At 70.8% G+C, this 24303-nt stretch carries 18 protein-coding genes; 7 read left to right on the top strand and 11 right to left on the bottom strand.

Features of this window, described 5'->3' with window-relative positions:
- Window positions 1-50: 50 nt before the first annotated feature.
- Both AB0B86_RS00515 and AB0B86_RS00510 read right to left on the bottom strand, forming a co-directional pair.
- Entirely contained in the window at window positions 51-1373 is a 1323-nt protein-coding gene (locus AB0B86_RS00515) for an endo-1,4-beta-xylanase (RefSeq protein WP_357410360.1), read from the bottom strand.
- Window positions 1374-1488: 115 nt separating this feature from the next.
- The gene (locus AB0B86_RS00510) at window positions 1489-2859 is read right to left on the bottom strand and encodes a PHB depolymerase family esterase (RefSeq protein ID WP_357410288.1); all 1371 of its coding nucleotides are present in this window, start codon (window positions 2857-2859) and stop codon (window positions 1489-1491) included.
- Window positions 2860-3173: 314 nt separating this feature from the next.
- Between AB0B86_RS00510 and manD the strand changes: the two genes are divergently transcribed.
- A complete protein-coding gene (gene manD / locus AB0B86_RS00505) occupies window positions 3174-4382 on the top strand; it encodes a D-mannonate dehydratase ManD (protein ID WP_357410286.1) in 1209 nt (402 codons plus the stop codon).
- A gap of 9 nt (window positions 4383-4391) precedes the next feature.
- Here manD and AB0B86_RS00500 read toward each other — a convergent pair whose 3' ends face one another.
- From AB0B86_RS00500 to AB0B86_RS00475, 6 genes are all read right to left on the bottom strand, one after another.
- Window positions 4392-6506, bottom strand: coding sequence for an alpha-glucuronidase (locus AB0B86_RS00500; RefSeq protein ID WP_357410284.1), 2115 nt, complete (start codon window positions 6504-6506; stop codon window positions 4392-4394).
- Between the two features lie 111 nt (window positions 6507-6617).
- Window positions 6618-7304, bottom strand: a complete 687-nt coding sequence (locus AB0B86_RS00495; RefSeq protein ID WP_357410282.1) for a DUF624 domain-containing protein — start codon at window positions 7302-7304, stop codon at window positions 6618-6620.
- Between the two features lie 150 nt (window positions 7305-7454).
- On the bottom strand, window positions 7455-9092 hold the full coding sequence (locus AB0B86_RS00490; protein WP_357410280.1) for an extracellular solute-binding protein: 1638 nt from the start codon (window positions 9090-9092) through the stop codon (window positions 7455-7457).
- Between the two features lie 53 nt (window positions 9093-9145).
- Window positions 9146-10057: a carbohydrate ABC transporter permease gene (locus AB0B86_RS00485; RefSeq protein ID WP_357410278.1), complete on the bottom strand. Its 912-nt coding sequence runs from the start codon at window positions 10055-10057 to the stop codon at window positions 9146-9148.
- Entirely contained in the window at window positions 10054-11043 is a 990-nt protein-coding gene (locus tag AB0B86_RS00480) for an ABC transporter permease subunit (protein WP_357410276.1), read from the bottom strand. The genes AB0B86_RS00485 and AB0B86_RS00480 overlap by 4 nt, the downstream gene beginning before the upstream one ends.
- A 12-nt stretch (window positions 11044-11055) precedes the next feature.
- Window positions 11056-13431 (bottom strand): glycoside hydrolase family 3 N-terminal domain-containing protein, encoded by a 2376-nt coding sequence (locus AB0B86_RS00475; RefSeq protein WP_357410274.1) that lies wholly within the window; start codon window positions 13429-13431, stop codon window positions 11056-11058.
- Window positions 13432-13745: 314 nt separating this feature from the next.
- Between AB0B86_RS00475 and AB0B86_RS00470 the strand changes: the two genes are divergently transcribed.
- From AB0B86_RS00470 to AB0B86_RS00445, 6 genes are all read left to right on the top strand, one after another.
- Window positions 13746-14783 carry a LacI family DNA-binding transcriptional regulator gene (locus AB0B86_RS00470; protein WP_357410273.1) on the top strand — a complete coding sequence of 346 codons (1038 nt, stop codon included), beginning with the start codon at window positions 13746-13748 and terminating at the stop codon, window positions 14781-14783.
- Between the two features lie 24 nt (window positions 14784-14807).
- The gene (locus AB0B86_RS00465; RefSeq protein WP_357410271.1) at window positions 14808-15815 is read left to right on the top strand and encodes an acetylxylan esterase; all 1008 of its coding nucleotides are present in this window, start codon (window positions 14808-14810) and stop codon (window positions 15813-15815) included.
- 292 nt (window positions 15816-16107) lie between these two features.
- A complete protein-coding gene (locus AB0B86_RS00460) occupies window positions 16108-17292 on the top strand; it encodes a cellulose binding domain-containing protein (protein WP_357414705.1) in 1185 nt (394 codons plus the stop codon).
- Between the two features lie 143 nt (window positions 17293-17435).
- On the top strand, window positions 17436-17822 hold the full coding sequence (locus tag AB0B86_RS00455) for a YciI family protein (RefSeq protein ID WP_357414703.1): 387 nt from the start codon (window positions 17436-17438) through the stop codon (window positions 17820-17822).
- The gene (locus AB0B86_RS00450) at window positions 17822-19036 is read left to right on the top strand and encodes a sigma-70 family RNA polymerase sigma factor (RefSeq protein WP_357414701.1); all 1215 of its coding nucleotides are present in this window, start codon (window positions 17822-17824) and stop codon (window positions 19034-19036) included. The genes AB0B86_RS00455 and AB0B86_RS00450 overlap by 1 nt, the downstream gene beginning before the upstream one ends.
- A 294-nt stretch (window positions 19037-19330) precedes the next feature.
- On the top strand, window positions 19331-19696 hold the full coding sequence (locus AB0B86_RS00445) for a hypothetical protein (RefSeq protein WP_357414699.1): 366 nt from the start codon (window positions 19331-19333) through the stop codon (window positions 19694-19696).
- Between the two features lie 40 nt (window positions 19697-19736).
- Here the strand turns inward: AB0B86_RS00445 and AB0B86_RS00440 are convergent, their stop codons facing one another.
- Genes AB0B86_RS00440 through AB0B86_RS00430 form a run of 3 tightly spaced genes read right to left on the bottom strand, consistent with a single transcriptional unit; the run spans window position 19737 to window position 24200 of the window.
- Complete coding sequence (locus tag AB0B86_RS00440) at window positions 19737-20201, bottom strand: MaoC family dehydratase (RefSeq protein WP_357410264.1); 465 nt, start codon at window positions 20199-20201, stop codon at window positions 19737-19739.
- 17 nt (window positions 20202-20218) lie between these two features.
- Window positions 20219-21367, bottom strand: coding sequence for an acyl-CoA dehydrogenase family protein (locus AB0B86_RS00435; protein WP_357414697.1), 1149 nt, complete (start codon window positions 21365-21367; stop codon window positions 20219-20221).
- A 46-nt stretch (window positions 21368-21413) separates the two neighbouring features.
- Window positions 21414-24200 (bottom strand): AAA family ATPase, encoded by a 2787-nt coding sequence (locus AB0B86_RS00430; protein ID WP_357414695.1) that lies wholly within the window; start codon window positions 24198-24200, stop codon window positions 21414-21416.
- Between the last annotated feature and the right edge of the window lie 103 nt (window positions 24201-24303).

Raw genomic sequence — 24303 nt, 5'->3', positions numbered from 1 at the left:
CCCGTGGGCCGGTGCGGGGGCGGTACCACCCCCGCACCGGCCGAGGGGTTCTAGCCTGCCGAGCAGGTGGGGCTGAGGCTGCCGGCGTCGCCGGTGCCCTGGAAGCCGAACTCGGTGGACTGCCCTGCGCCGACCTGGCCGTTGTAGGACACGTTCCGCCAGGTCGTCGTGCCGGTGTTACCACTGCGGTCGGCGCTCCACGCGTTGGTGACCGTCGCGCCCGATGGCAGCGCGATCGTCACCGTCCAGCCGTTGAGGGCCGATGAGCCGGCCGACACCCGGACGTTCGCCACGAAGCCACCCGTCCACTGGTTCACCGTCACCGTCGCGGTGCAGTCACCCTGGCCCGGCGGCGGGGTGGTCGGCGGTGGGGTGGTGGGCGGTGGGGTGGTGGGCGGCGGGGTCGTGGGCGGCGGGGTGGTCGGCGGCGGAGTGCCGTTGTTCAGTGCGGCCAGCACCGCGTCGTACGCCGCCTTCTTGGACCCGTCGTTGTTGAACAGCAACGGCGTCTGCGAGGACCGCCACGAGTCACTGTCGCGGATGCCCCACACCGTGATCCCGTTGCACCGGGCCACCGCCAGACAGTCCTCGACGACACTGCGGTAGGTGTTCGCCGGCGCGCCCTGGATGTCCAGCTCGGTGATCTGCACATCCACCCCCAACGCCGCGAAACTCGACAGCGTGGTGCGGTAGTTGCTCGCGTACGGCGAGTCGCTGTTGAAGTGCGACTGGAAGCCCACGCAGTCGATCGGCACCCCACGGGACTTGAAGTCCCGCACCATGTTGTAGACGCCCTGGGTCTTGGCCCAGGTCCAGTTGTCGATGTTGTAGTCGTTGTAGCAGAGCTTCGCGTCCGGGTCCGCGGCATCCGCCGCCCGGAACGCCGCCTCGATCCAGTCATTGCCGGTGCGCTGCAGGTTCGAGTCGCGCCGCCCGCCGGAGTTGCCGTCGGCGAACGCCTCGTTCACCACGTCCCAGGAATAGATCTGCCCCCGGAAGTGCGTCGCCACCTGCGTCACGTGATTCAACATCGCCTGCCGCAGCGCGCTGCCGCTCATGCCCTGCATCCAACTGGGCTGCTGGCCGTGCCAGGCCAGGGTGTGCCCTCGTACCTGCATCCCGCGACTGCGGGCGTAGTTGACGATCTGCTCCCCCGCGCTGTAGCTGAACCGGCCCTGCTGCGGCTCGGTAGCGTCGATCTTCATCTCGTTCTCGGCCGTCACCATGTTGAACTCACGGTTCAAGATCGTGGTGTACGCGCTGTCCGAGAGCTTGAATCCGGCTACCGCCGTACCGAAGTAGCGACCCTTCTCGGCGGCGGACGCGCCCAGGGTGGTCCCGGCGGACGCGGGTGCGGTAGCGAACAGCGCCATGCCGGCGGCGAGAGCACCCGCGCCGGTCAGCGCGATCACGGCTCTCGACGCCGCCTTCCATCTCGTGTTTCTCATCGTGCGACTCCTTGTGCGTGGTGGGGGGTGGTGGGGAAGCTCAGGACACCGCGCAGGCCGCGCCGTTCAGGGTGAACGACGAGGGTGTGCCGGTGCCGCCGCCGTGCGTGGCCTGGAAGCCGATCTCGACCGACGCGTTCGGGGCGATGGCGGCGTTGTAGGAGACGTTGCGGGCGGTCACCGCACCGCTCGTCGGGGAGTACTGCGCGTTCCAGCCGTTGGTGATGGTCTGCCCGCTGGGCAGCGTGAAGGCAAGCGCCCACCCGTTCACGGCGGCCGTGCCGGTGTTGGTGATGATCACGCTCGCGGTGAGCCCGTTGTTCCAGGCGTTGACCGTGTAGCCGACCCGGCACGCGCCCGCGCTCGGCGGCGGCGTGGTCGGCGGCGGGGTCGTGGGCGGCGGGGTGGTCGGGGGCGGCGTGGTCGGGGGCGGAGTCGTGGGCGGTGGGGTGGTCGGGGGCGGGGTCGTCGGGGGTGGGGTCGTGGGCGGCGCGGTGCCGTCGAGGCCGAAGAAGCGGATCACCTGGGCCGCGTCAACGGGGATGTTGTGCGTGACGCCCTGCATGCTGATCGCCTCGACCGGGGCCATCGGGCCGCTGCTGCCGTACCGGGTGCGGGTGTATCCCGACTGCGGGGAGTCGGTGTACGTCGGGGTCTGGCTCAGACCGTGCACGTTGGTCCACTGCTTGACCTGCTCACCGAAGTTCGGATAGCGCAGGGTGTCGTCGCTCGTGCCGTGCCAGATCTGCATGCGCGGACGTTTGCCGGTGTAACCGGGGTACGCCCCGCGGACCAGGTCCCCCCACTGCTGGGCGGTCTTGATGGACTGCCCGTTGGCGCACTCGCTGTTCCACTCGGAGGTGCCCCCGGTGGCGAAGCAGGCGAACGGCACCCCGGCGAAGGACGCGCCCGCCGCGAACACGTCCGGGTAGTCACCGAGCATGACGTTGGTCATCATCGCGCCCGACGAGGTGCCGGTGGCGAAGACGCGGTCCGGGTCGGCGGAGTACCGCTGCTTGACGTAGTCGACCATCGACATCAGCCCGACCGGGTCGCTGCCGCCGCCCCGGCGCAGGGCCTGCGGTGAGGCCACGTCCCAGCACTTGCTGCTGCGGGTCACCGACGGGTAGATGACGATGAAGCCGTACCGGTCGGCGAGTTGGGCGTACTGCGTGCCGGAGTAGAAGGCGGGACCCGTGCCGGTGCAGTAGTGCAGGGCGAGCAGGATGCCCGGTCGGGAGGCCACCCGGTCCGGGACGTACAGGTGCATCTGGAGGTTCGTGGGGTTGGTGCCGAAGCCGGTCACCTGGGTCAGCGTCGCCGCCGACGCCGGGGTGGCGAAGGTCAGCGCGGCGGCGGCCAGCGTCAGGGCCGCCATGGCGGCGCCGAGCAGCCTTGTCTTGAATGTCATCGATCGCGATCCCTCGGAAGATAGGCGCGTGGAAGGGGACTGAAGTCGAGGACTGCCCTTCGCCCGACCCTGACCGCGGCTCGCGTGACCACGTCAGCTTTAATCGAGCACACTCGATTGTCAAGACTTCCGGAAACCTTTCGGCGCAACGGATTCCGGGCCCACCTGCGCAACCGGGGAGGCCGGCGAGCCCCGCTGTGGGTGACGGCTCGCGGGCTATTATCGGGACGTTCTCGAAACGTGCCGGACTTTCACATCCCTCCCGCCCCCGGTGCGCGTCAGCGCACGACGCTCGGGGGCACGAAGGAGATCAGGTGAGAATCGTCGATGCCCGGGTCATCGTGACCTGCCCGGGACGCAATTTCGTCACTCTCAAGATCGTCACTGACGAGGGGGTGACCGGGGTCGGGGACGCCACCCTCAACGGCCGGGAGTTGGCCGTCGCGTCGTACCTGCGTGACCACGTGGTGCCCCTGCTGATCGGCCGGGACCCGGCCCGCATCGAGGACACCTGGCAATACCTCTACCAGGGCGCGTACTGGCGGCGCGGCCCGGTCACGATGAGCGCCATCGCCGCCGTGGACACCGCGCTGTGGGACATCAAGGGCAAGGTCGCCGGCCTGCCGGTCTACCAACTGCTCGGCGGTCGCTCCCGCGAGGGCGTCACGGTGTACGGCCACGCCAACGGCGAGACCGTCGAGGAGGTGCTGGTCGAGGTCGCCCGCTACGTCGACCTCGGCTACCGGGCGGTCCGGGTGCAGTGCGGGGTGCCGGGCCTACCCAAGACCTACGGCGTCAGCACCGACAAGTTCTTCTACGAGCCGGCCGACGCGGCGTTGCCGAGCGAGGCGACCTGGTCCACCCCGCGTTACCTGGCGCACGTGCCGAAGGTGTTCGCCCAGGTACGCGACGAGTTCGGCCCCACCCTGCGGTTGCTGCACGACGTGCACCACCGGCTCACCCCGATCGAGGCGGCCCGGCTCGGCCGCAGCCTGGAGCCCTACGCGCTGACCTGGATGGAGGATCCGGTCCCGGCCGACCTGCAGGAGGGCTTCCGGCTGATCCGGCAGCACACCACCACCCCGATCGCCGTCGGGGAGGTGTTCAACAGCATCTTCGACGCCGCCCAGCTCATCCGGGAACAGCTCATCGACTACATCCGGGCCACAGTGGTGCACGCCGGCGGGATCACCCACCTGCGTCGGATCTTCGACCTCGCGGCGTTGCACCACGTCCGCAGCGGATCGCACGGGGCCACCGACCTCTCCCCCGTCTGCATGGCCGCCGCGTTGCAGCTCGACATCTCCATCCCCAACTTCGGTCTACAGGAGTACATGCGGCACACCGAGCAGACCGACGAGGTGTTCCCGCACGGCTACCACTTCGCCGACGGCTACCTGCACCCCGCCGAGACGCCAGGTCTCGGGGTGGACATCGACGAGGAGGCGGCGACCCGTTACCCGTACTCGCCCGCGTACCTGCCGGTGAACCGGCTGGAGGACGGGACCGTGCATCCCTGGTGAGCTGCCCGGTCAGTGGATGGGCCGCCCCCGCTCGTCCGGCACCCCGGACTTGCGGAAGAAGTACGTGTTGATCTGGTCGCGCCACTCGGTGGCGGAGCGCACCTGCTCGTCGAGGCGGTCGGCCACCCGCTCGTACACCGCCGGGTCGATCATCCCGTTCAGCGTCTGCCACCTGCGGCGCATCGCCGCCACCTCCTCGACGCCGGCGAAGTGCGTGTCGTAGATGTGTTGGATGACAGTCGATCCGCTTCGCAGGACGTGCCGGTACGGCACATGGTGGAAGAAGAGCAGCAGCTCGTCGGGACAGCTCTCGGGCGTCTCGTACTGCTCGGCCCAGTACGGCGGGTACTGGCCGGCGAAACCGGTACCCGATGCGCGGCTGCGGTCCACGCCGACGCCGTCACGGTCGGCGAAGTGGTAGGTGCCCCACCGCGAGTACTCGTACCCGTCGACGCCGGGGCCGTAGTGGTCGCCGGGGTTGACCATGAAGCCAACGCCCAACGGGGCGGTGTAACGCTCGTAGGTGCGCCACGAGTCGTCCATGATCTCGTGCAGCGTCCGCCGCACCAGCTCGGGGTCGGCGGTGGCCGACGGCGGGAAGGTGAGCGTCATCCACTCGTCGAGGATCGCCGTCGGGTCCAGCCGCGGATTCCAGGCGAGCCGCCCGAACGAGTACAGGTTGGCCTGCGCCAACGGGTGCCCGGTCCAGAACAGGTCGTCGCCGGTGTTGGCGACCGCGACGAGGCCACCACCGGCGCCGGCCACCCCCGCCACCACGTCGGCCACCAGCCGCCCACTCGGCCCCCACGGCGCGAACCGCAACACCTCACTCCACCACGGGCCGAGATGGCAGACGTGTCGCTGCTGGCCGGTGTACTCCTGGGTGACCTGCAACTCCACAGCCAGTCGGGTGGCGGGCATCGCGGCGATCACCGGGGAGACCGGCTCACGGGTCTGGAAGTCCACCGGACCGTGCTTCACCTGGAGGATCACGTTGGTGCGGAACCGCCCGTCGAGTGGGGCGAAGTGGTCGTACGCGGCGCGGGCCCGGTCGGTGGACCGGTCCCGCCAGTCCTGGTGGTGGTTGTAGACGAACGCCCGCCAGTGCACCACTCCCCCGTGCGGGGCGAGCGCGTCGGCCAGCAGGTTCGCCCCGTCGGCGTGGTCGCGCCCGTAACTGAACGGGCCGGGCTGCCCCTCCGAGTCGGCTTTCACCAGGTAGCCGCCGAAGTCGGGGATGCTGTCGTAGACGTCGCGGGTGGTCTCCGCCCACCAGCTGCGCACCTGCTCGTCGAGCGGGTCGGCGCTGGACAGGCCACCGAGCAGCATCGGCGCGGCGAAGGTGACCGACAGGTGCACCCGGATGCCGTACGGGCGCAGCACGTCGGCGATCTCGGCCACGTCGCCGAGCCGGTCGGTGAGCAGCAGCGCCTCGGTACGGGCGACGTTCACGTTGTTCACCGAGATGGCGTTGACGCCGCTCGCCGCGAGGAGTCGTCCATACTCCCGGATCCGGGCCAGATCGCCGCGCGGCCGGCCGTCCTGCCAGAAGATCGAGCCACCCGAGTAGCCCCGTTCGACCTGACCCATCACCGGGTGCACTGCCACGTTGTCCCAGTGGTTGAGCATCCGCCGACGCAGCGCGGGCCGGTGCCGCTCCGGCGGGCGGGTCGGGTCGAAGGCCGCCGCGCAGAGCCGGACCACGTGGTAGAGCCCGTACAGCAGGCCGGCGGGGGTGTTGGCCAGCACCACCGTCACCGGGCCGGCGTGGGTCAGCAGGAACCCCTCGTCGCCGAGCGTCCCGCCGTCGACCTCGTCCCGCACCGCCTCCACCGCCGGGCCGGGCAGCTCGCCCGCGCCGCGCAGGGCCAGCACCAGGTCGGCGTCGACGTCCCAGGAAGGGTTGTGCCACACCCGCCCGCCGTAGCGCGCACAGGCCCGCGAAACCTCGTCGAGCACTGTGTCGACGAGCAGGCCGTCGCCGTGCACGAGGACGCGGCGCGCACCGAGGGTGCGGAATGCCTCCGGTGGCAGCCAGGCCGGGTGTACGCGCGGCTCGTCACTCTCCAGCGGCTCCTCGACGAACATCAGTTGCTCCAGGTCCACCCATTCTTCGGCGTTCATCGATCCTCCCGTAGCACGACGACACCGTACGCCGGAAGCGGCACGGAGGCACCTGTCCTCCTGCGGTGACCGTGGTATTTCTCGCTCGCACCTTGGCGGTGACGGGCAGGCTCATCGCAGGAACTCCTTCTGAATCAGCCGGACCATCGGGTCGCTGACGCGCAGGAACGCCAGGACCGCTACCGAACCGAACAGCACCAGCACCGCCTCGGAGAAGACCGCGGTGACCGCGGCCGCCGCGGCAAGCAGCAGCGCGTTGCCGACGGTGACCCCCGGGGTACGCACGAGGAAGTGCACGGCCAGGCGGAACACGTCCCGGGTGCGGAAGTCGAACAGCGAGGTGATCACCAGGGCGTTTGCCGCGCAGAGCGTCACACCCAGCGCGAGCAGCAGCAGCGGCACCGTCCACCAGCCCGGGAGGCCGACCGCCGCACGGTAGGCGAGGTTCACGGAGAGCACCGTCAACCACAGCAGCATCGGCACCCAGACGCGCAGCACGCCGGACAGGTTGGCCCGGTAGCCGCGCCAGAACACTGTGGCGGGCCGCAGGTCGGTCAGGTCGGTGCGTTGGTGGCGCAGCGCGTACAGGGCAGCCGAGAGCGCCGGACCGAGCGGCACCAGCAGGACGGCGGCAAGCGGCAGATTGCTGGGGTCGCGGCCCAGCAGCAGCAGCGGGAGCAGGCCGGGCACTGTGGTGAGCAGGAGCAGCATCTCGACCACGAGCAGGATGTAGACCCGAGAGGTGATCCGCGACAGCGGCCCGTCGCCGAACTGTCGCCAGGTGCGCGCGGCGCTCACGGCTGTTCCCTCCGCTCGCGACGGCCGGTGCTGCGCATCGCCGTCCTCTGCTCGTCCGACCCGGGGGCGGCGGGTGACGCGCCCCGGGGCCGGTGGTCGTCGGGGAGCCCGGTCGGGCCTGGTCACCGCCCGACCGGACTCCCCGCCTGGTCAGCCGTTGTCCTTCTGGAACCGCTCGTACGCCTTGTTGACCACGTCGATGTACTGCTCGGAGTTCTTGGCCTTCAGCTCGGCCACGTAGGCGTCCCATTCGCTCAGGGGTCGCTGACCGAGGGCGAACTTGAGCGTGTTCTGGGTGACGAAGTCCTTCAGCGGGGTCTCCCAGAGCGACACCTGCTCCCGCTCCTCATCGGTGAACGGGCGCGGCGGGGGGACCTCCCGCGGCTTGCGGGCGTCCATCACCTTCTGGAACTCCAGCTCCTCCGGGGAGAAGAACCCGCGGACCAGGTCGGGTGTGCCGCCGTAGGCGAAGACACCGTTGTGGAAGCCGAAGTCCTTCTGCAGGTGCTTGGGTGCCTTCGGGTTGAGGCCGAGGAAGTCGACGCCGGGGTTGAGCGTGCGCTTGCCGGAGGCGTCCTTGGTGAAGGTGGTGCCCTCGACGCCCCAGCGGGCGAACTCCATGCCGGCGTCCGAATACCACAGCCAGTCGATGAACTGCATCATGGCGACGAAGTTCTTGCTCTCCCGGGCCTTCGAGGAGATCATGATGCCGTTCTCCAGCCGGGGGAACGGGTTGACCTCGCCGGCCGGGCCGATCGGCAGCGGGATCTTGGCCATCTTCGCGTTCGGCAGGGTCTTGGCCAGGTCGGGCCGGTGGTTGTTGACGAGCGTCTGCGCGTTGCCGGTGACCACGAAGGACTTGCCGTTGGCCAGCTTCTGGCGGGCCTGGTCGTCGGTCTGGGTGAAGCTCTCCGGGTCGAGCAGGCCCTCGGCGACGAGCTTGTGCAGGTACGTGACCACCTGCTTGTACTGCTCGGACGAGCCGGTGTAGGTGAACTTCTTCGCGCTCGGGTCCCAGGTGGCGTGCTGGAAGTCCCAGCCCGCGTAGGTGCCGTGGGACGAGCCGAGAATGCCCAGCAGGGCGCCGGTCGGGTTGGGCTTGCTGAACAGGTCGGAGTACGGGTAGACGTTCGGGTACTTCGCCTTCATCGCCTTGAGTACCGTGTACAGGTCGTCCCAGGTCTTCGGGGTCGGCAGGTTGAGCTCCTGCATGATGTCGGTGCGCACCAGCACCGTGTAGTCCTGGGTGGGCTTCTCGTGCAGGCCCGGCAGCAGGTAGAACTTACCGTCGGCCTGCCGCAGGTTGTCGATCTCCGGCTTGAGGTTCCACTTGGCGATCTTGTCCTTGAGGTTGGGCATCAGATCCAGGTAGTCACTCACCGGGAGGATCGCCCCGGAGGCCACGAACGCGTCCTCCTGCGGGTGGTACGTCTTCGGAATGATCAGCGGGGCGTCGCCGGCACCGATCAGCAGACTGCGCTTCTGCTCGTAGTCGCTGAGCGGAACGGCGACCGGCTCGATCTTGACGTTGGTCCGCTTGGTCAGTTCCGACCAGAACAGCCAGTCTTCCTTGAGCGGGTAGAACGTGTGGTTGTTGTAGAGGGTGGAGAAGGAGAGCGCCTCGGTGGCCTTGAACTGGTCGCCGACGCCGTAGGTGTCCATCGCCCCGACCTTGTTCTTCGAGAGGTCCGTCGACTCGCCGGGATCCTCGGAACAGGCGGTGGTGAGGGTGAACGCGAGCAGACCCGCGGTGGCTATCGCCACCCGGCGCCACGTCTGGTGGAGCATGGCTCGTCCTTTCGGTGGTGGGGATTCGACTGTGGAACGGTGCGTCGTCCGCGTCACCCCTTTACCGCGCCGAGCATCACGCCGCGGACGAAGTACCGTTGGACGAAGGGATAGACCGCCAGGATCGGCAGGGTGGTCAGCACGATCGTCACGGCCTGCAGGGTGGCCGCGGCCTGCACGACATCGGCATCGGCGGCCCCCGCCTCCTGCGCGTCGGTGGCACCCACGATCAGGTTGCGCAGGTAGACGGTGACCGGCAACAGTTCCTGCCGGTCCAGGTAGAGAAACGCGCTGAACCACGAGTTCCAGAACGCCACCGCGTAGAAGAGCACCATCGTCGCGAGGATCGCCTTCGACAACGGCAGCACGATCCGCAGCAGGATGCCGTAGGTGTTCAGCCCGTCGACCGCCGCGGCCTCCTCCAACTCGGTGGGCAGGCTCTCGAAGAACGCCTTCATGACCAGCAGGTTGAACACGCTTATGGCGTTGGGGACCACGACGGCCCAGATGGTGTTCTTCATGCCCAGGCTGGTGACCAGCACGTAGTTGGGGATCAGGCCGCCGGTGAAGAACATGGTGAACAGCGCGATGCCGACGAGGACGCCGCGCCCCTTGAGCTGCGGCTTCGACAGCACGTACGCGTAACAGGTGGTCAGCACGATCGAGATGATGGTGGCGACCACCGTGTACACCACCGTGTTGCGGTAGTTCGTCCAGAACATCGGGTCGGACATCACCAGCTTGTACGCGGTGACGTTGAACCCGCGCGGGACGATGCTCACCTTTCCCGTGATGATGTACGCCTCGTCGCTGAGCGAGCGGGACACGATGTTGAGGAACGGGAACAGCGTCACGACCACGACGCCGATCAGGACGACAGTGTTGACTACTCGGAAGATCCGGTAGCCCCTACTGTCCACCTGTCCCCGGGTCTTCGGGGCCTCGCTCTTCGTACCGAGGATCACCACAGGCTCGTCCCCACAGTGCGCCGGGAGATCAGGTTCGCCGTCAGGACCAGGACCAGCCCGATCACCGCCTCGAAGAGACCGATGGCCGCGGCATAGCTGAAGTTGCTGGACTGGAAGCCCATCCGGAACAGGTACGTGGAGACCACGTCCGCGGTCGGGTACGTCAACGGGTTGTAGAGCAGCAGGATCTTCTCGAACCCGACAGCCAGGAAGCTGCCGATGTTGAGGATGAGCAGCGTCATCATCGTCGGTCGGATCCCCGGCAGGGTGACGTGCCAGGTCTGCCGCAGTCGGTTGGCGCCGTCGATCCGCGCCGCCTCGTACAGGTCCTCGTCGATAGTGGTGAGGGCCGCGAGGTAGAGGATCGTGCCCCAGCCGACGCTCTGCCAGACCTCGGAGGACACGTAGATGGTGCGGAACCAGCCGGGTTGTTGCAGGAACGCCACCGCGTCGCCGCCGAAGAACCGGACGAGCTGGTTGGCCGCGCCGTCGACCATGGTCAACTGCATGACCATCGCCGCCACGATCACGATCGACAGGAAGTGTGGCAGGTAGGACACCGACTGCACGAACCGCTTGAACCGGCGGGCCCGCACCTCGTTGAGCAGCAACGCCAGCACGATCGGCAACGGGAAGCAGAACAGCAGGGTCAGCGCCCCGAGCACAAGCGTGTTGGTGAACACCTCCCAGAACGTGGGGTCGGTGAGGAACATCCGGAAGTACCGCAGGCCGACCCAGTACTCACCGAAGATGCTGCCGCCGGGCTTGAACCGGCGGAACGCGATGACGTTCCCGATCATCGGCAGGTACCGGAAGATCAGGAAGAACAGCAGCGGCAGGACGGCGAGCGAGTAGAGCTGCCAGTCCCGGCGCAGCGCCTGCCGCCAGCTCTGGCGCCGCCGCGGCGCCCGCGGGGCGGGGCTGTCCGCCTCCGCCGGTGACCGGGGTGGTGCCGGCGGCGGTGGCCGCAAGGTCGACGTCATCCTCGGCCCTTCCTAGGCGGGATGCGGGACGGCCACGAGGGGCTCCACCCGCACCGACGTGAGCAGTTCCCGCTGGTGGCCGACCTGGCGTTCGGCGCCGGTCAGCCGCAGCGGCACTGTCGCCGCCGCGTCGCCGCTCGACCGGCCGAAGCGCAGCTCCACCTCGCCGGGCTCGACGACCCGCCGGCCGGCCAGCCCGGTGAACGAGGCCAGGTCGGCCGGTACGCCGAAGGTCACCTGCGCCGCCTCGCCGGCCTCCAGCGGCAGCCGGGTGTAGCCGACCAACCGGACCACCGGGCGGGTGGTCTGCGCGACCGGGTCGTGCAGGTAGAGCTGCACCACCTCGGTGCCGGCCCGGTCACCGGTGTTGGTGACGGTGATCCGCACCCGGACCTCGCCGTCGACCGGCCAGGCCGCCGGCGCGTCCGGCGTCTCGTCGGCCGGATCGACCACCCCGGCGTCGGACCACTCGAAGGTGGTATAGCTCAGCCCGTGGCCGAACGGGTACGCCGGGGTGGGGTCGACCGAGGAGACCTTGGTGCGGTGACCGAGCGGCGGCGCGAGGTAGGTGCCGGGCAGGCCGCCGGCATCACGGGGAACGCTCACCGGTAGGCGCCCGGACGGGTTCACCGCGCCGGTGAGCACCTCGGCGAGCGCCTGCCCGCCGAGTTGCCCGAGGAAGAACGCCTGCACCACGGCAGCCGCCGTGTCGAACTCCGGGCCGAGCGCGTACGGGCGACCGGTCATCAGCACCAGGACGACCGGGGTGCCGGTGGCGAGGACGGCCCGGACGAGTTCGGTCTGTACGCCGGGCAGCCGCAGGTCGACGGCGTCGCAGCCCTCGCCGGAGGTGCCCCGGCCGAACATTCCCGCGCGGTCGCCGACGGCGAGCACGCACACGTCGGCGGCGGCAGCCGCGGCGACCGCGGCCGGAATGCCTGAGGTGTCCTCACCGGTGATGGTGCAGCCGGGCTCGTGGCTGAGCAGCGGGACGCGTCGGGCCAACTCGTCGCGGAGCGAGGGGATCTCCAGGCCGAGCCCGTGGTCGGGGTGGTTGATGCCCACGTGGTTGGGGAACGAGTAGCAGCCGAGCATGGCCATCGGGTCGTCGGCGAGCGGGCCGATCAGGGCGACCCGGCCACCGACGGGCAGCGGGAGGACGCCGTCGTTGCGCAGCAGCACGACTGACTCCCGGGCCAGCCGAAGGGCCACCTCCTGGCTGACGTCGTCGTCCAGTCGCAGGTTCGCCACGTCGTCGGGCAGCCCCTGCCAGTCGTCGTCGAGCAGGCCTATCTCGATCTTCTGAATCAACACCCGCCGCAGCGCCCGGTCGACGAGCGCCTCGTCGACGTCACCGCGGCGGACCGCCTCGACCAGCGGCGCGCCGAAGGCGTCCACAGTGGGCAGCTCGACGTCGATCCCGGCGCGCAGGGCGAGCCGGGCGGCGTCGGCGGCGTCGCCCGCGACACGGTGCAGGGTCTCCAGGAACCGGACGGCGAAGTAGTCGGCGACCACGATGCCGGTGAAGCCCCACTCGTCGCGCAGCAGACCGGTAAGCAGCTCCTCGTCGGCGGCGGCGGGCAAACCGTCGATCTCGGCGTAGGAGTTCATCACCGAGCGGGCGCCGCCGAGCCGCAGGGCCATCTCGAACGGCGGCAGGATCACGTCTGCCAACTCCCGACGGCCCATCGGCACCGGCGCGTGGTTGCGCCCGCCCCGGGAGGCCGAGTAGCCGGCGAAGTGCTTGAGCGTGGCGACGACACCGGCGCCCTCCAGCCCCCGCACGTACGCCGCACCGGTCGTCCCCACCAGGTAGGGGTCCTCGCCGATGGTCTCCTCGGTGCGGCCCCAGCGGTAGTCGCGGGTGACGTCGAGGACCGGCGCGAGCCCCTGGTGCACGCCCGCGGCGCGCATGGAACGCCCGATCCGGTCGGCCATCGCCTCGACCAGGTCGGGGTCGAAGGACGCGCCCCAGCTCAGCGGGGTGGGGTAGACGGTGGCCCGCCAGGCCGCGAACCCGGTGAGGCACTCCTCGTGCACCTGGGCCGGGATGCCGAACCGACTGGCGGCGACGATCTGCGCCTGGGAGGCGGCGAGCGACCGGGCGCCGAGCACCGGGTCGACCGGTGCGGTGCCGAACGGCCGGGTGAGCTGGCCCAACCCGTGCCGGATGAGGGTGCTCCACTCCGGAAGTTCGGTGATCATGTCGGACTGGTGTGGGGCGACGCCTCCGCCGGAGGCGTCCGCGCCGACCCATACCCCGACGAGTTGGGCGATCTTCTCGTCGAGTGTCATCAACGGCAGGAGTGCCTCGGCCCGTTCGGTCGGCGACAGCTGCGGATCGCGCCACGGCGCGGCGTCGCTGTGCCCGGGCAACTGACTTCCCATGCCATGACCCCTTAGCTCCGGCCACATCCCCGTGCCTGGTGAACCAGTTCCGTGGTGGACGTGCCGCGATCCGAAAGTTTCCGGAAGCCTGCGCAACCTTTTCGGCAACCTAAGTGCCCCATCGATGGGTGTCAAGGGTCTGCATCGGACTCCGGCGACCACATCCTGCGCACAGTGACCGTGCCGTCGGCCCACCGTCGCGAATTCGCGGCGAAATGACCCGCGAACGGGCCGGTCGACTGCCGCAACGGCTGGCGCGACCGGCCAATCGTGTTAAGGTCTCCCGAAAATTTCGGATGTTGTATGGGGCTGCGATGACAGAGCACCGCCCGCTCGATCCACCCGCCTCCACCACCATCGCGACCATCGCCCACGACGTCGGTGTCTCGGTCGCCACGGTCTCCAAGGTCCTCAATGGTCGCGGCGATGTCGCCCCCGGCACCCGTGCGCGGGTGGAGGCGAGCCTCGATCGCCACCAGTACCAGCGCCGGGCCCGGCGCCCCTCGACCAGCGGCGGGCGGATCGACCTGGTGTTCCACGAGTTCGACACCGGGTGGGCGATGGAGATCCTGCGCGGGGTCGAGGCGGTGACCGCGGCGGCCGGCATCGGGCTGTCGGTGGCCCAGCTCAACGGCGCGCACCGCCCCCCGGCCCGATGGTTGGACAGGATCCTCACCGACCGCCCGTTGGGCGTGGTGTTCGTCCTCTCCCATCTGGCCGAGGCCCAGCAGCAGCACCTGCGGCGTCAGGGCATACCGTTCGTCGTCGTCGACACCGACAGCGCGACCTCGGCCTCGGTGCCCACCGTTGGTTCGAACAACTGGAACGGTGGCCTGCTGGCCGCCCGGCACCTCCTGGAGTTGGGGCACCGGCGGATCGCCATCATCTCGGGGCCCCCCGATGTGCTCTGCAGCCGGGCTCGCGCCGCCGGCTTCCAGTCGGCCCACGAGGAGGCCGGGCTGGCGGTCGACCGTGAGCTGATCCGCTACGGCAGCTTCTCCGCAGGCGCCGGGCACGCCCACGGGCTGGAGCTGCTCCGCCTGCCGTCCCGACCCACGGCGATCTTCGCCGGCTCGGACACGCAGGCCATGGGGGTGCTCCGGGCCGCCCGCCAGTGCGGCCTGCGGGTGCCCGAGGACCTGTCGGTGATCGGGTACGACAACCTGCCGGTGTCCACCTGGACCGACCCGGCCCTCACCACGATCAACCAGCCGCTGCGCGACATGGCGGGCATCGCCACCCAGATGCTGCTCGACCTGACCAGGGGCAACGAGCCGGCGACCAGCCGGATAGACCTGGTGACCGAGTTGGTCGTCCGGGAGAGCACCGCACCCCCCGCCAGCCCGCGCTGACCCGAGCCCCCTTTGCGAGGACCCGTGCCCCACGCCGCCACAGTGCTCGACGACCTTCAGCGGTACGCGCCGGAACCTGTCGAACCCGACGACTTCGACACGTTCTGGGGCGACACCCTCGCCGAGTCGACCGCCCGGCCGGTGCTCGTCGACGTCCGTCCGGAGTCCACCGACCTGCGGCTGCTCGACTCCTGGGACGTCACCTTCGCGGGCTTCGGCGGCGACCCGGTCCGGGCCTGGTACACCCGCCCCGCCGGGGTAGTGGAGCCACTGCCCGCGGTCGTCGAGTACGCCGGCTACGGCCGTGGTCGCGGCCTGCCCCACGAGCGACTGACCTGGCCCACTGCCGGGTACGCCCACCTGTTGATGGACAACCGGGGCCAGTCGGGTCAGTACGCCAGTGGGGACACCCCCGACCCGCACGGCGCACCCGGCGGGCCCTGGCCGGCGACCTGGGGAATCCTCGACCCACACGACTACCACTACCGCCGTCTGATCACCGACGCGGTCCGTGCGGTCGAGGCGGTCCGCGCCCTGCCGGGGGTTGACGGCACCCGGGTCGCGGCGGTCGGCAACAGCCAGGGCGGCGGCCTCGCCCTGGCGGTGGCCGGCCTGGTCGGCGACCTCGCCGCGGTGCTGACCACCGCACCGTTCCTCTGCGACATGCGGCGGGCCGTCCAGCTCAGCGAGCCCGCGCCGTACGGTGAGATCGCCCGCTACCTGGCGGTGCACCGGGAGGCCGAGGACGCGGTGTGGCGCACCCTGTCCTACGTCGACGGGGTGAGCTTCGCCCGGCGCGCGACGGCGCCGGCGCATTTCGGGATCGGGCTGCGGGACACCGTCTGCCCGCCCAGCACCGGCTTCGCCGCCTACAACCAGTACGGTGCGGCGGCCCGGCGGCCGGTTCCACCCGCTCGCGAGATGCACGTCTATCCGTTCAACGGTCACGAGGGCGGCGAGGCGGTGCACGTCCGGCGTCAGCTGCGCTGGCTCGACTCGACGCTGCACCCGGCCGGTCGACCCAGAACGTGAGCACGCGCTCCGGGGCCGGAACCCATAGCCGGACACCGATCTATTGCCGGTGTTAGCGATAACACGTTAGGGTGCGTCAGGCGAGGTGCAGGGCACACTTCCGCCACGGTCCATCGATCTGTCGCTCCGACCATCGAGGACCAGTGTCAGCGGCAGCGCCACGGCCACCAGTCCAGACGTCCGGGTTTTTGGTCGTGCCACGTCGCCCGCTCCCCCGCGTACCGCGACCTGGCGGCGACCGTCCTCCTGGTGGCCACCCTTGTCGCGCACCCTCACCACCAGAGGAAGTCCCATGAGCAGTGCAACGCTCGGCCGTCCCGTCCCTCCGTCACCCCCCACCACCGCGCCGTCACCAAGGCCCCGACGAGCCCGCCTGTGGTGGGCGGCCCTGGCCGCCGTCGCCGCCGTGGCAGCGGCCGTACCGATCGCTACCGCTCCCGCGAACGCGGAATCCAACGGCGGCGTTCGCGTGATGCCGCTCGGCGACTCGATCACCGACGGCTTCAACGTCGCCGGTGGCTACCGGATCGAGCTCTGGCAGCAGTTCACGTCCGGTGGCTACCGGATCGACTTCGTCGGCTCCCAGTTCAACGGCCCGTCCAGCCTCGGCGACCACGACCACGAGGGCCACTCCGGGTGGACCATCGCCCAGATCGACGCCAACGTCGTCAACTGGTTGCGGGCCACCAATCCCCGGACGGTGCTGCTGCACATCGGCACCAACGACATGTACGGCGACACCTCCGGCGCCCCGGGCCGGCTGGCCACCCTTGTCGACCGGATCACCAACACCGCCCCGAACGCTGACGTGTTCGTCGCGACGATCATCCCGAAGTCGGGCGCGGACAACCAGGTCCGGGGCTACAACGCGGCGATCCCGGGGATCGTGCAGACCAGGGCCGCCGCCGGCAAACGCGTCCACCTGGTCGACATGTACCGGGCGCTGACGCTCAGCGACCTGGCCGACGGGGTGCACCCCAACGCCACCGGCTATCGCAAGATGGCCGTGACCTGGTACGACGCCCTCCGGTCGGTGCCCGGCAGCATCGGAGGCGACACGCCACCCACCACGCCGCCGCCGACCACGCCGCCACCCACCACGCCGCCGCCGACCACCCCGCCACCGACCACCCCGCCACCCACCACGCCGCCGCCGTCGGGTGCGTGCCGGGTCACGTACACGGTCAATGCCTGGGGCAACGGGCTCACCGCCTCCCTGTCGGTGGCCAACACGAGCAGCACCCCCGTCGACGGTTGGGCGCTGGCGTTCACGCTGCCGAGCGGACAGACAATCACCAACGGCTGGAATGCCAGCTACTCCCCGTCGAGCGGCGCGGTGACCGCGCGTAACGTCTCCTACAACTCGACGATCGCACCGGGCACCTCTGTCGACATCGGTTTCCAGGCCACCCACACCGGCAACGCCGACCGACCATCCGCGTTCACCCTCAACGGCACCGCCTGCACCGTCGCCTGACGAACCTGTCGCGGTGCCGGGTCGTAGGGGCCCGGCACCGCCACGGCGGGAGATTATTGAGGCGCCGTGTCGATCCGCGCGCCGCTCGTTCGACGTGGGGGTGCGGGGGCCGGGAGGCGGCCCCGCCGGACGAGGAGACCGCGATGTCGAAGTACATGCTGATCATGCGGGGCACCGACGAGTCGAACGCGGCCATGATGGCCACCATCGACGAGGCGATGGCCGAGACCGGCCGGTTCATCGAGCAGATGATGGGGGCCGGTGTGCTCGTCGCGGCCGAAGGACTTGACGATCCGGGCCGCGGCGTCGTTGTCGACTTCGGCGGCGAGACCCCGGTGGTCACCGACGGGCCGTACGGCGAGACCAGGGAACTGTTCGGTGGCTACTTCCTCCTCGACGTCGCCACGAAACAGGAGGCGGTCGAGTGGGCCAAGCGGTTTCCGGCGGTCCGCGGCTCCAAGATCGAGGTCCGGCGGGTGGCCGAGGCCGACGAGGTCCCCTTCAGCAACGAGAGCAACGGCCGGAACTGATGGGTACGGCCGACGTCGAGACCATCTGGCGGGTCGAGTCGGCCCGGATCGTCGCCGCGTTGACCCGGTTCACAGGTGATTTCGGGCTGGCCGAGGACGCCGCCCAGGAGGCGGTGGCCGAGGCGCTCGTGTCGTGGCGGCGGGCGTCACCGGCCAACCCGGCCGGTTGGCTGATGGCAACGGCCCGGCGGCGGGCGATCGACGCGATCCGCCGCCGGGTCGCCCTGCACGACCGATACGCCCTGTTGGCTGCCGAACCGGCTGTCGACAAGGACGTCGACCTCGACCGGATCGACGACGACGTCCTGGCGCTGATGTTCGTCAGCTGCCACCCGGTGCTCGCCCCGGCGGCCCGGGTGGCGCTGACCCTGCGGGTGGTGGGTGGGCTGACCAGCGAGGAGATCGCCCGCGCGCTCCTGGTGCCCGTGCCGACCGTGCAGGCCCGCATAACCCGGGCCAAGAAGACGATCGCGGCGGCCGCGGTGCCGTTCGAGCTGCCACCGGCCGACGAACGCCGGGACCGGCTGGGCGGCGTGCTCAGCGTCCTCTACGTGATCTTCACGGAGGGGTCGACAGCCACCTCGGGCGACCGGCTGGTGCGCCCCGACGTCGCGTACGAGGCGATCCGGTTGACCCGCACGCTGGCGGCGCTGCAACCCGACGAACCGGAGGTGTACGGCCTACTCGCGTTGTGCGAGCTGACGGCCGCGCGTTTCCCGGCCCGCACCGGCCCGGACGGCTCGCCGGTTCTGCTCGCGGATCAGGACCGCCGGTTGTGGGACCCGGCGGCGATCCGCCGTGGGGTGGCCGCGCTGGCCAGGGCGTCGACTCGCGGCCTCGGCCCGTACGGCCTGCAGGCCGCGATCGCCGCCAGCCACGCGGCGGCACCCTCGGTCGAGGAGACCGACTGGGACCGGATCGTGGTGCTCTACGAGGCACTCGGCCGGACCGCGCCCTCCCCGGTGGTCGAGCTCAACCGGGCCGTCGCGGTGGCCATGGCCTCGGGCCCGGCGCCGGCCCTGGCCATCGTGGACGAACTGATCGCCACGAACCGGCTCCCCGGCTCGCATGTGGTCCCGACCGTACGCGGCGAACTGCTGACCCGCCTCGGCCGGCGTACGGAGGCGCGCACCGAGCTGGAACTGGCGGCCCGGCTCTGCGCCAACCAGCGGGAACGCTCGGTGCTCCTGGGTAAGGCGGCGGCGCTGAGCTGACCTCGGCGACACGGCCGGCCGTTGGACCCGATCCGGTCCTACGGGACGGGACGCGGCACCATTCCTGCTGACGAATCGAAGGCGCTCGCCACCCGAACGTGTCGGGCAGGAGGTCCTGTTGCCTGATGGGCCGGTGCCGCCCAACGCGGGAAGCTGCGGATGACGCGTTCTGCGGTTACCCAGACGCTCGCAGGTGATCGCTCGGGCTCGAATGTGGAGACGCGGTAACGCCTCGCTCATCGTCAGATCCGCCGCAGGTCGTGCGGCTGACTCTCCTCAGGGCAAGGAGTTTCAATGGACGAGTTCGACCTCATGTCGCGGGCGGAGAGGATCGCTTGGTGCGAGCGTCGGCTGCGCCGCTACGACGAGATCGAGGCGGATATTCTCAGCACTCCGAATGATCCTTTCCGGCAGCAGCGAACGCGGCAACTCGCCGACGCCCGACGCCAGATCGAGGACGTCCTTCGGATGTTGCGTAAGCCCTCTCTCTGGCAGCGCGTCAACATGTACGTCAATCGGGAGGCGGCCAAGGACGAGGCCCGGGAGGCCGCCCGGGCCCGTCGCCCGCGACCGTGCCCCGCCTGCCGCGGATCCGGCAAGGTCCAGGGTGCCGGCCGGTGGTTCGAGCCCTGTCGCTCCTGCAATAGCTTCCGCTACTGACCTCGATCGTCGCGATCCGGCCATCGTTCGCGATTACATCTCATCCACCAGCGGTTGCGTAGAGCCGGCTGACGGTCTCGGCCACGCAGACGGGCTTGCCGCCGCTGTCGCTCTCCACTGTGACGGTCGCGACCATCTGCACGCCGCCGGCCACCGGGGACACCTCGGCGATGGTGGCAGCGGCCCGGACGGCGGTGCCGACCCGCACCGGCGCGGGGAAGCGCACCCGGTTCAGCCCGTAGTTGACCCCCATCGCCACCCCCTGCACCCGGTAGAGCCGGCCGGCCAGCGCCGGCAGCAGCGACAACGTCAGGTACCCGTGGGCGACGGTCCCGCCGAACGGCCCCGCCGCGGCCCGGACCGGGTCGAGGTGGATCCACTGGTGGTCGTCGGTGGCGTCGGCGAAGAGATCGACCCGACTCTGCTCGATGCGCTCCCACGGGCCGGGCCCGAGGGTCTCGCCGACCGCGCTGGCCAGTTCCTCGAACGAGCTGAAGACTCTCATGTCAGGTCTCCCGGAGACTAGAAGGCGTTGACGCCGGTGAGCGCGCGTCCGATGAGGAGTTGCTGGATCTGGCTGGTGCCCTCGTAGAGGGTGGCGACCCGCGCGTCGCGCAGGTACTTGCCGACCGGGTATTCGTCGATGTAGCCGTACCCGCCGAAGACCTGGACCGCGTTGTTGGCCGCGCGGACGGCGGCCTCGCTGGCGAAGAGCTTGGCCATCGAGGCCTCGGTGGCGAACGGCTGGTCCCGGTCGATCAGATCGGCCACCTGCCACACCAGCAGCCGGGCGGCGGCGGTGTCCACGGCGATGGCGGTGAGCAGCTGTTGGACGAGTTGGTGCCCCGCGATGGGCTTGCCGAACTGGGTGCGCTGCGCGGCGTAGCCGACCGCGGCATCGAGGCAGCCCTGGGCGATGCCGACGCACCCGGCCGCCACCGACATCCGACCCTTGGCCAGGGTGGCCAGGGCGAGGCGGAACCCGCCGCCCTCGGGGCCGAGGCGGGCCGCGTCGGGCACGCGTACCTCGTCGAGGCGCAGCTCGCCGGTGGCCTGGCCGCGCAGGCCGAGCTTGCCGTGGATCTCCCGTCGGGTCAGCCCGGGGGTGTCGGTGGGCACCAGGAACGCGGTGATGCCGCGGTGCCCGTGGCCGCCGGTGCGGGCGAAGACCAGCGCGACGTCGGCCGTGGTGCCGTTGGTGATGAACGTCTTCGTGCCGGTGATCAGCCAGTCGGTGCCGTCGCGGACCGCGCGGGTGCGCAGTGCCGCCGCGTCCGAGCCGCTGTCCGGCTCGGTCAGCCCGAAACAGCCGAGCGCGGTGCCGGCGCAGAGTCGGGGCAGCCACTCGGCCCGCTGCTCGGCCGAGCCGTGGGCCGCGATCGACTTCGCGACCAGGCCGAGCGAGACCGAGACGATGCCGCGTACCGCCGAGTCGCCCCGGCCGAGCTCCTCCAGGACCAGGCAGTACGCGAGGTGGTCGCCGCCGGAGCCGCCGTCAGCCTCGGCGATCGTCAACCCCAGGAAACCCAGGTCACCCAGCGTGCCGACGATGGCCGGGTCGACCGACTCGCGACGGTCCCAGGCGGCGGCGTGCGGCACCAGCTCCCGGTCGGCGAACTCGGCGGCCAACTGGCGGACCGCGGCCTGCTCGGCGGAGAGGGTGAGGTCCATGACCGATAAACTAGCGGTGATAGTTAACGTCGTCCAGACCCGACCGTCATCGGTCGGAGGCCAGCCCGACGTGCCGCTCGGTGGCGAACGCGCGCACCAACTCGGTACGCGAGCGGATGCCCAGCCGGTGGAACACGTTGCGCAGGTGGTGGTCGACAGTACGGGTGGAGAGGAACATCCGGGCGGCGATCTCCCGGTTGGTGGCGCCCTCCGCCACCAGTTCGGCGATCCGCAGTTGCTGCCCGGTCAGCAGCCGCGCCGCCGGCCGATCCGGTGCGCCGACCGACTCGCCGGCCGCCCGCAGCTCCGTGGTGGCCAGCTCGGTCCAGCAGTCCACGCCGAGCAGCGTGAACATCTCGCGGGCCTGGTGCAGGTGCGTACGCGCGTCGCGGGGGCGTCGACTGCGGCGCAGCTCCTGACCGAAGAGCAGCTCGGTGCGGGCCCGTTCGAACGTGCCCGCATCGCTCGGGTGCAGCCGCAGCGCCCGCTGGAACTCCTGCTCGGCCTCCGCGCCACCGCGCGGCGCGAGCAGCGCGTGGCACCGGGCGGACAGGGCCCGCCGCAGCGGGCTCGCGGTGCTGCTGGCCCATCTGTCGAACACCGCGAGCGCCGCCGTCGCGGTCGGCCGACAGGGCAGTTGCGCCGCCGCCTCCACCAGGTACGGAGTGGCCATCACCTGCACGAGCACCTGACCGCGCCCGGTGCCGAGCCGGGCCAACGACGCCAACCGGTCGGCGGCCTCGGCGTGTCGACCGTCGACCAGATCGAGCACCGCCAGGGCCCACCCGGCGAGCGCGTGCGGACGGCTGCCCGGCGTCGGCGCCTCGCCGATCTCGCGGATCCGTCGCAGGCTGGTGTCCCGGTCGGCCCGTATGGCGGCGAGCACGGCGAGCATGCCGAGGTGGACGTCGGCGCAGTTGACCTGACCGGTGGCCCGGGCGACCCGCAACCCGTCACGGGAGGTCTCCGCCGCCGCCTCGTGCCGGCCCTGCCAGTACTCGGCGACAGCCCGCAACTCCAGCGCCCGGGACAGCATGTGCAGCTCGCCCCGATCCCGGGCCACCGCGACGGCACTGTCGGCGAGGCGGTGTGCCGCACCGTCCACGGCGACGACCAGACCGGCCGCGGCGGCGCAGCTGAGCGCGGTGGGCGTCGCCGCCGGCCCGGTCAGCCGTCCACCCAGCACGACGGCGCGACGCAGCGCGGGACCGGCCCGCTCGTGGTCACCGCGCAGGGTCGCCGCCACTCCGGCGACCAGACTGCTCATCAGCTCCGTGGCGGGCGGGTCGTCCGGCCGCCGCAACGCCGAGGCCCGGCGGCCGACCTCGGCGTAGCGGTACTGGTCACCGGCGAAGCAGACCGCCTCGCCGGCTCGGGCCAGCCCGGACAGCGCCAGCGCACGATCGGTCCCGGCCACCGTCGCGGCGGCGGCCAGCAACCGGGCCGACGCGCGTGCCGCGGTGCCGCAGCGCAGCTCCAGCTCACCGAGGAGCAGGTCGGCGCGCCCTCGGATGCCCGGGTCCGTGCACATCGGGCGGAGCCGGTCGAGCAGGAGCCGGGCCACGTCGGGCTGTCCCCCGGCCCAGGCGTACTGGGCTGCGGTCAGCAGGCGGGCGGCCGTCCGCGTCGGTTCGTCGCTGAGTTCGGCCGCCCAGCGCAACGCCGCCGACGCGGTCGCCCAACCGTCGGCGCCACCGACCGCCGCCTGTTCCAGTTCGTCGGCGAGGGCGGGGTCCGCACCGGCCGCGGCGGCGGCGAGGTGCATCGCCCGGCGCAGCCGCTGCCCGTCGGCGACCAGCACACCGGCGAGCAGTCGGTGCGCCGCGCGTCGGTCCGCGAGCGTCGCCGTCCACGCGATCAGGGCGCGCACCAACGGCTGGGGGAACGTGACGCCCCGCGGCTCGACACGGACCAGACCGGCGACCTCCGCCGGTGCGAGCGCCTCGACCTCGGTGCCGGCGACACTCGCCGCCCGGGTCAGCGTACCCGGTTCGCCGCTCTCGTCGAGCGCCGCGAGCAGCAGCACCCGTCGGGTCTCCGGGGGCAGTCGGTCCAGCCGGGCCCGGTAGGCGCGGGCCAGCGCGCCGTCCGCCGGTGGCGCGGTGGGCGGCGGATCCTCCCCCCGGCACTGCCCGGGGGTGAGCACCTCGGCGAGGTCCACGAGGGCCTGCGGGTTGCCGCCACCGGCCACCGCGAGGGTGGCAGCGACCGGCGCGGTGGGGCGCTCGGGCAGGCGGTCGGTGAGGACGGCGACGCTGTCGTGCGCGTCCAGCGGACGGAGTCGGTGCGCCGGCACCCCGTCGACGGTCGTGGTGACATCGGCGGTGAGCACCACCGCCACCGGCAGGTGCCGCAGCCTGCGGGCCACGAAGGCCAGCACCTGAGCGGTCTGCGGATCGCCCCGGTCGACGTCGTCCATGACGGCGAGCAGCGGATGGTCCTCGGCGGCGGCGGCGAGCAACCCGAGCACCGCCATCGACAGCTTCAGTCGGCGGTCAGCTGGACAGCCCTCACCGGCCAGCGCGCGCCGCAGCAGCCGGCGCTGCTCGTCCGCCAGTGCGGTCGTCCGGTCCAGCACCGGGTCGAGCAGGCGTTGCAGGCCCGCGTACGGCAGGGTGGCCTCCTCGGCGAGCCCGTTCCCGGCGAGCACAGTGCAGTTCCGGGCATACCGGTGGGCGTAACCGACAAGCGCGGTACGACCCGATCCGGGCTCTCCCTGCAGCAGCAGGGCGCCGCCGCCGTCGGTCACTCCGTCGAGCAGGCTCCGCAGCGCTCGGCACTCGTCGTCTCGCCCACGCAGTACGGTTAGTTGCACTCTCGATGCAGTAACCATGCTTGCCAGTGTCACTCATCGGAAACCGAATGGAAAGGGGTGCTTCTCTGCTGCCGCGACAGGCTCACGGTGTCGAATTCGGTGGGCCGCGTCGGTAGGTTGC

The sequence above is a fragment of the Micromonospora sp. NPDC049047 genome (assembly GCF_040649135.1).
In the GTDB taxonomy this organism is placed as follows: Bacteria; Actinomycetota; Actinomycetes; order Mycobacteriales; family Micromonosporaceae; genus Micromonospora.
This window is presented reverse-complemented; position numbering and strand designations above follow the sequence as displayed.

Coding starts and splice junctions, on each gene's coding strand:
- AB0B86_RS00440 (WP_357410264.1), bottom strand. CDS start 20,201: ATGAGAGTCTTCAGCTCGTTCGAGGAACTGGCCAGCGCGGTCGGCGAG.
- AB0B86_RS00435 (WP_357414697.1), bottom strand. CDS start 21,367: ATGGACCTCACCCTCTCCGCCGAGCAGGCCGCGGTCCGCCAGTTGGCC.
- AB0B86_RS00475 (WP_357410274.1), bottom strand. CDS start 13,431: ATGGGAAGTCAGTTGCCCGGGCACAGCGACGCCGCGCCGTGGCGCGAT.
- AB0B86_RS00460 (WP_357414705.1), top strand. CDS start 16,108: ATGAGCAGTGCAACGCTCGGCCGTCCCGTCCCTCCGTCACCCCCCACC.
- AB0B86_RS00445 (WP_357414699.1), top strand. CDS start 19,331: ATGGACGAGTTCGACCTCATGTCGCGGGCGGAGAGGATCGCTTGGTGC.
- AB0B86_RS00515 (WP_357410360.1), bottom strand. CDS start 1,373: ATGGCGCTGTTCGCTACCGCACCCGCGTCCGCCGGGACCACCCTGGGC.
- AB0B86_RS00480 (WP_357410276.1), bottom strand. CDS start 11,043: ATGACGTCGACCTTGCGGCCACCGCCGCCGGCACCACCCCGGTCACCG.
- AB0B86_RS00455 (WP_357414703.1), top strand. CDS start 17,436: ATGTCGAAGTACATGCTGATCATGCGGGGCACCGACGAGTCGAACGCG.
- AB0B86_RS00490 (WP_357410280.1), bottom strand. CDS start 9,092: ATGCTCCACCAGACGTGGCGCCGGGTGGCGATAGCCACCGCGGGTCTG.
- AB0B86_RS00500 (WP_357410284.1), bottom strand. CDS start 6,506: ATGAACGCCGAAGAATGGGTGGACCTGGAGCAACTGATGTTCGTCGAG.
- AB0B86_RS00470 (WP_357410273.1), top strand. CDS start 13,746: ATGACAGAGCACCGCCCGCTCGATCCACCCGCCTCCACCACCATCGCG.
- AB0B86_RS00450 (WP_357414701.1), top strand. CDS start 17,822: ATGGGTACGGCCGACGTCGAGACCATCTGGCGGGTCGAGTCGGCCCGG.
- AB0B86_RS00430 (WP_357414695.1), bottom strand. CDS start 24,200: ATGGTTACTGCATCGAGAGTGCAACTAACCGTACTGCGTGGGCGAGAC.
- AB0B86_RS00510 (WP_357410288.1), bottom strand. CDS start 2,859: ATGACATTCAAGACAAGGCTGCTCGGCGCCGCCATGGCGGCCCTGACG.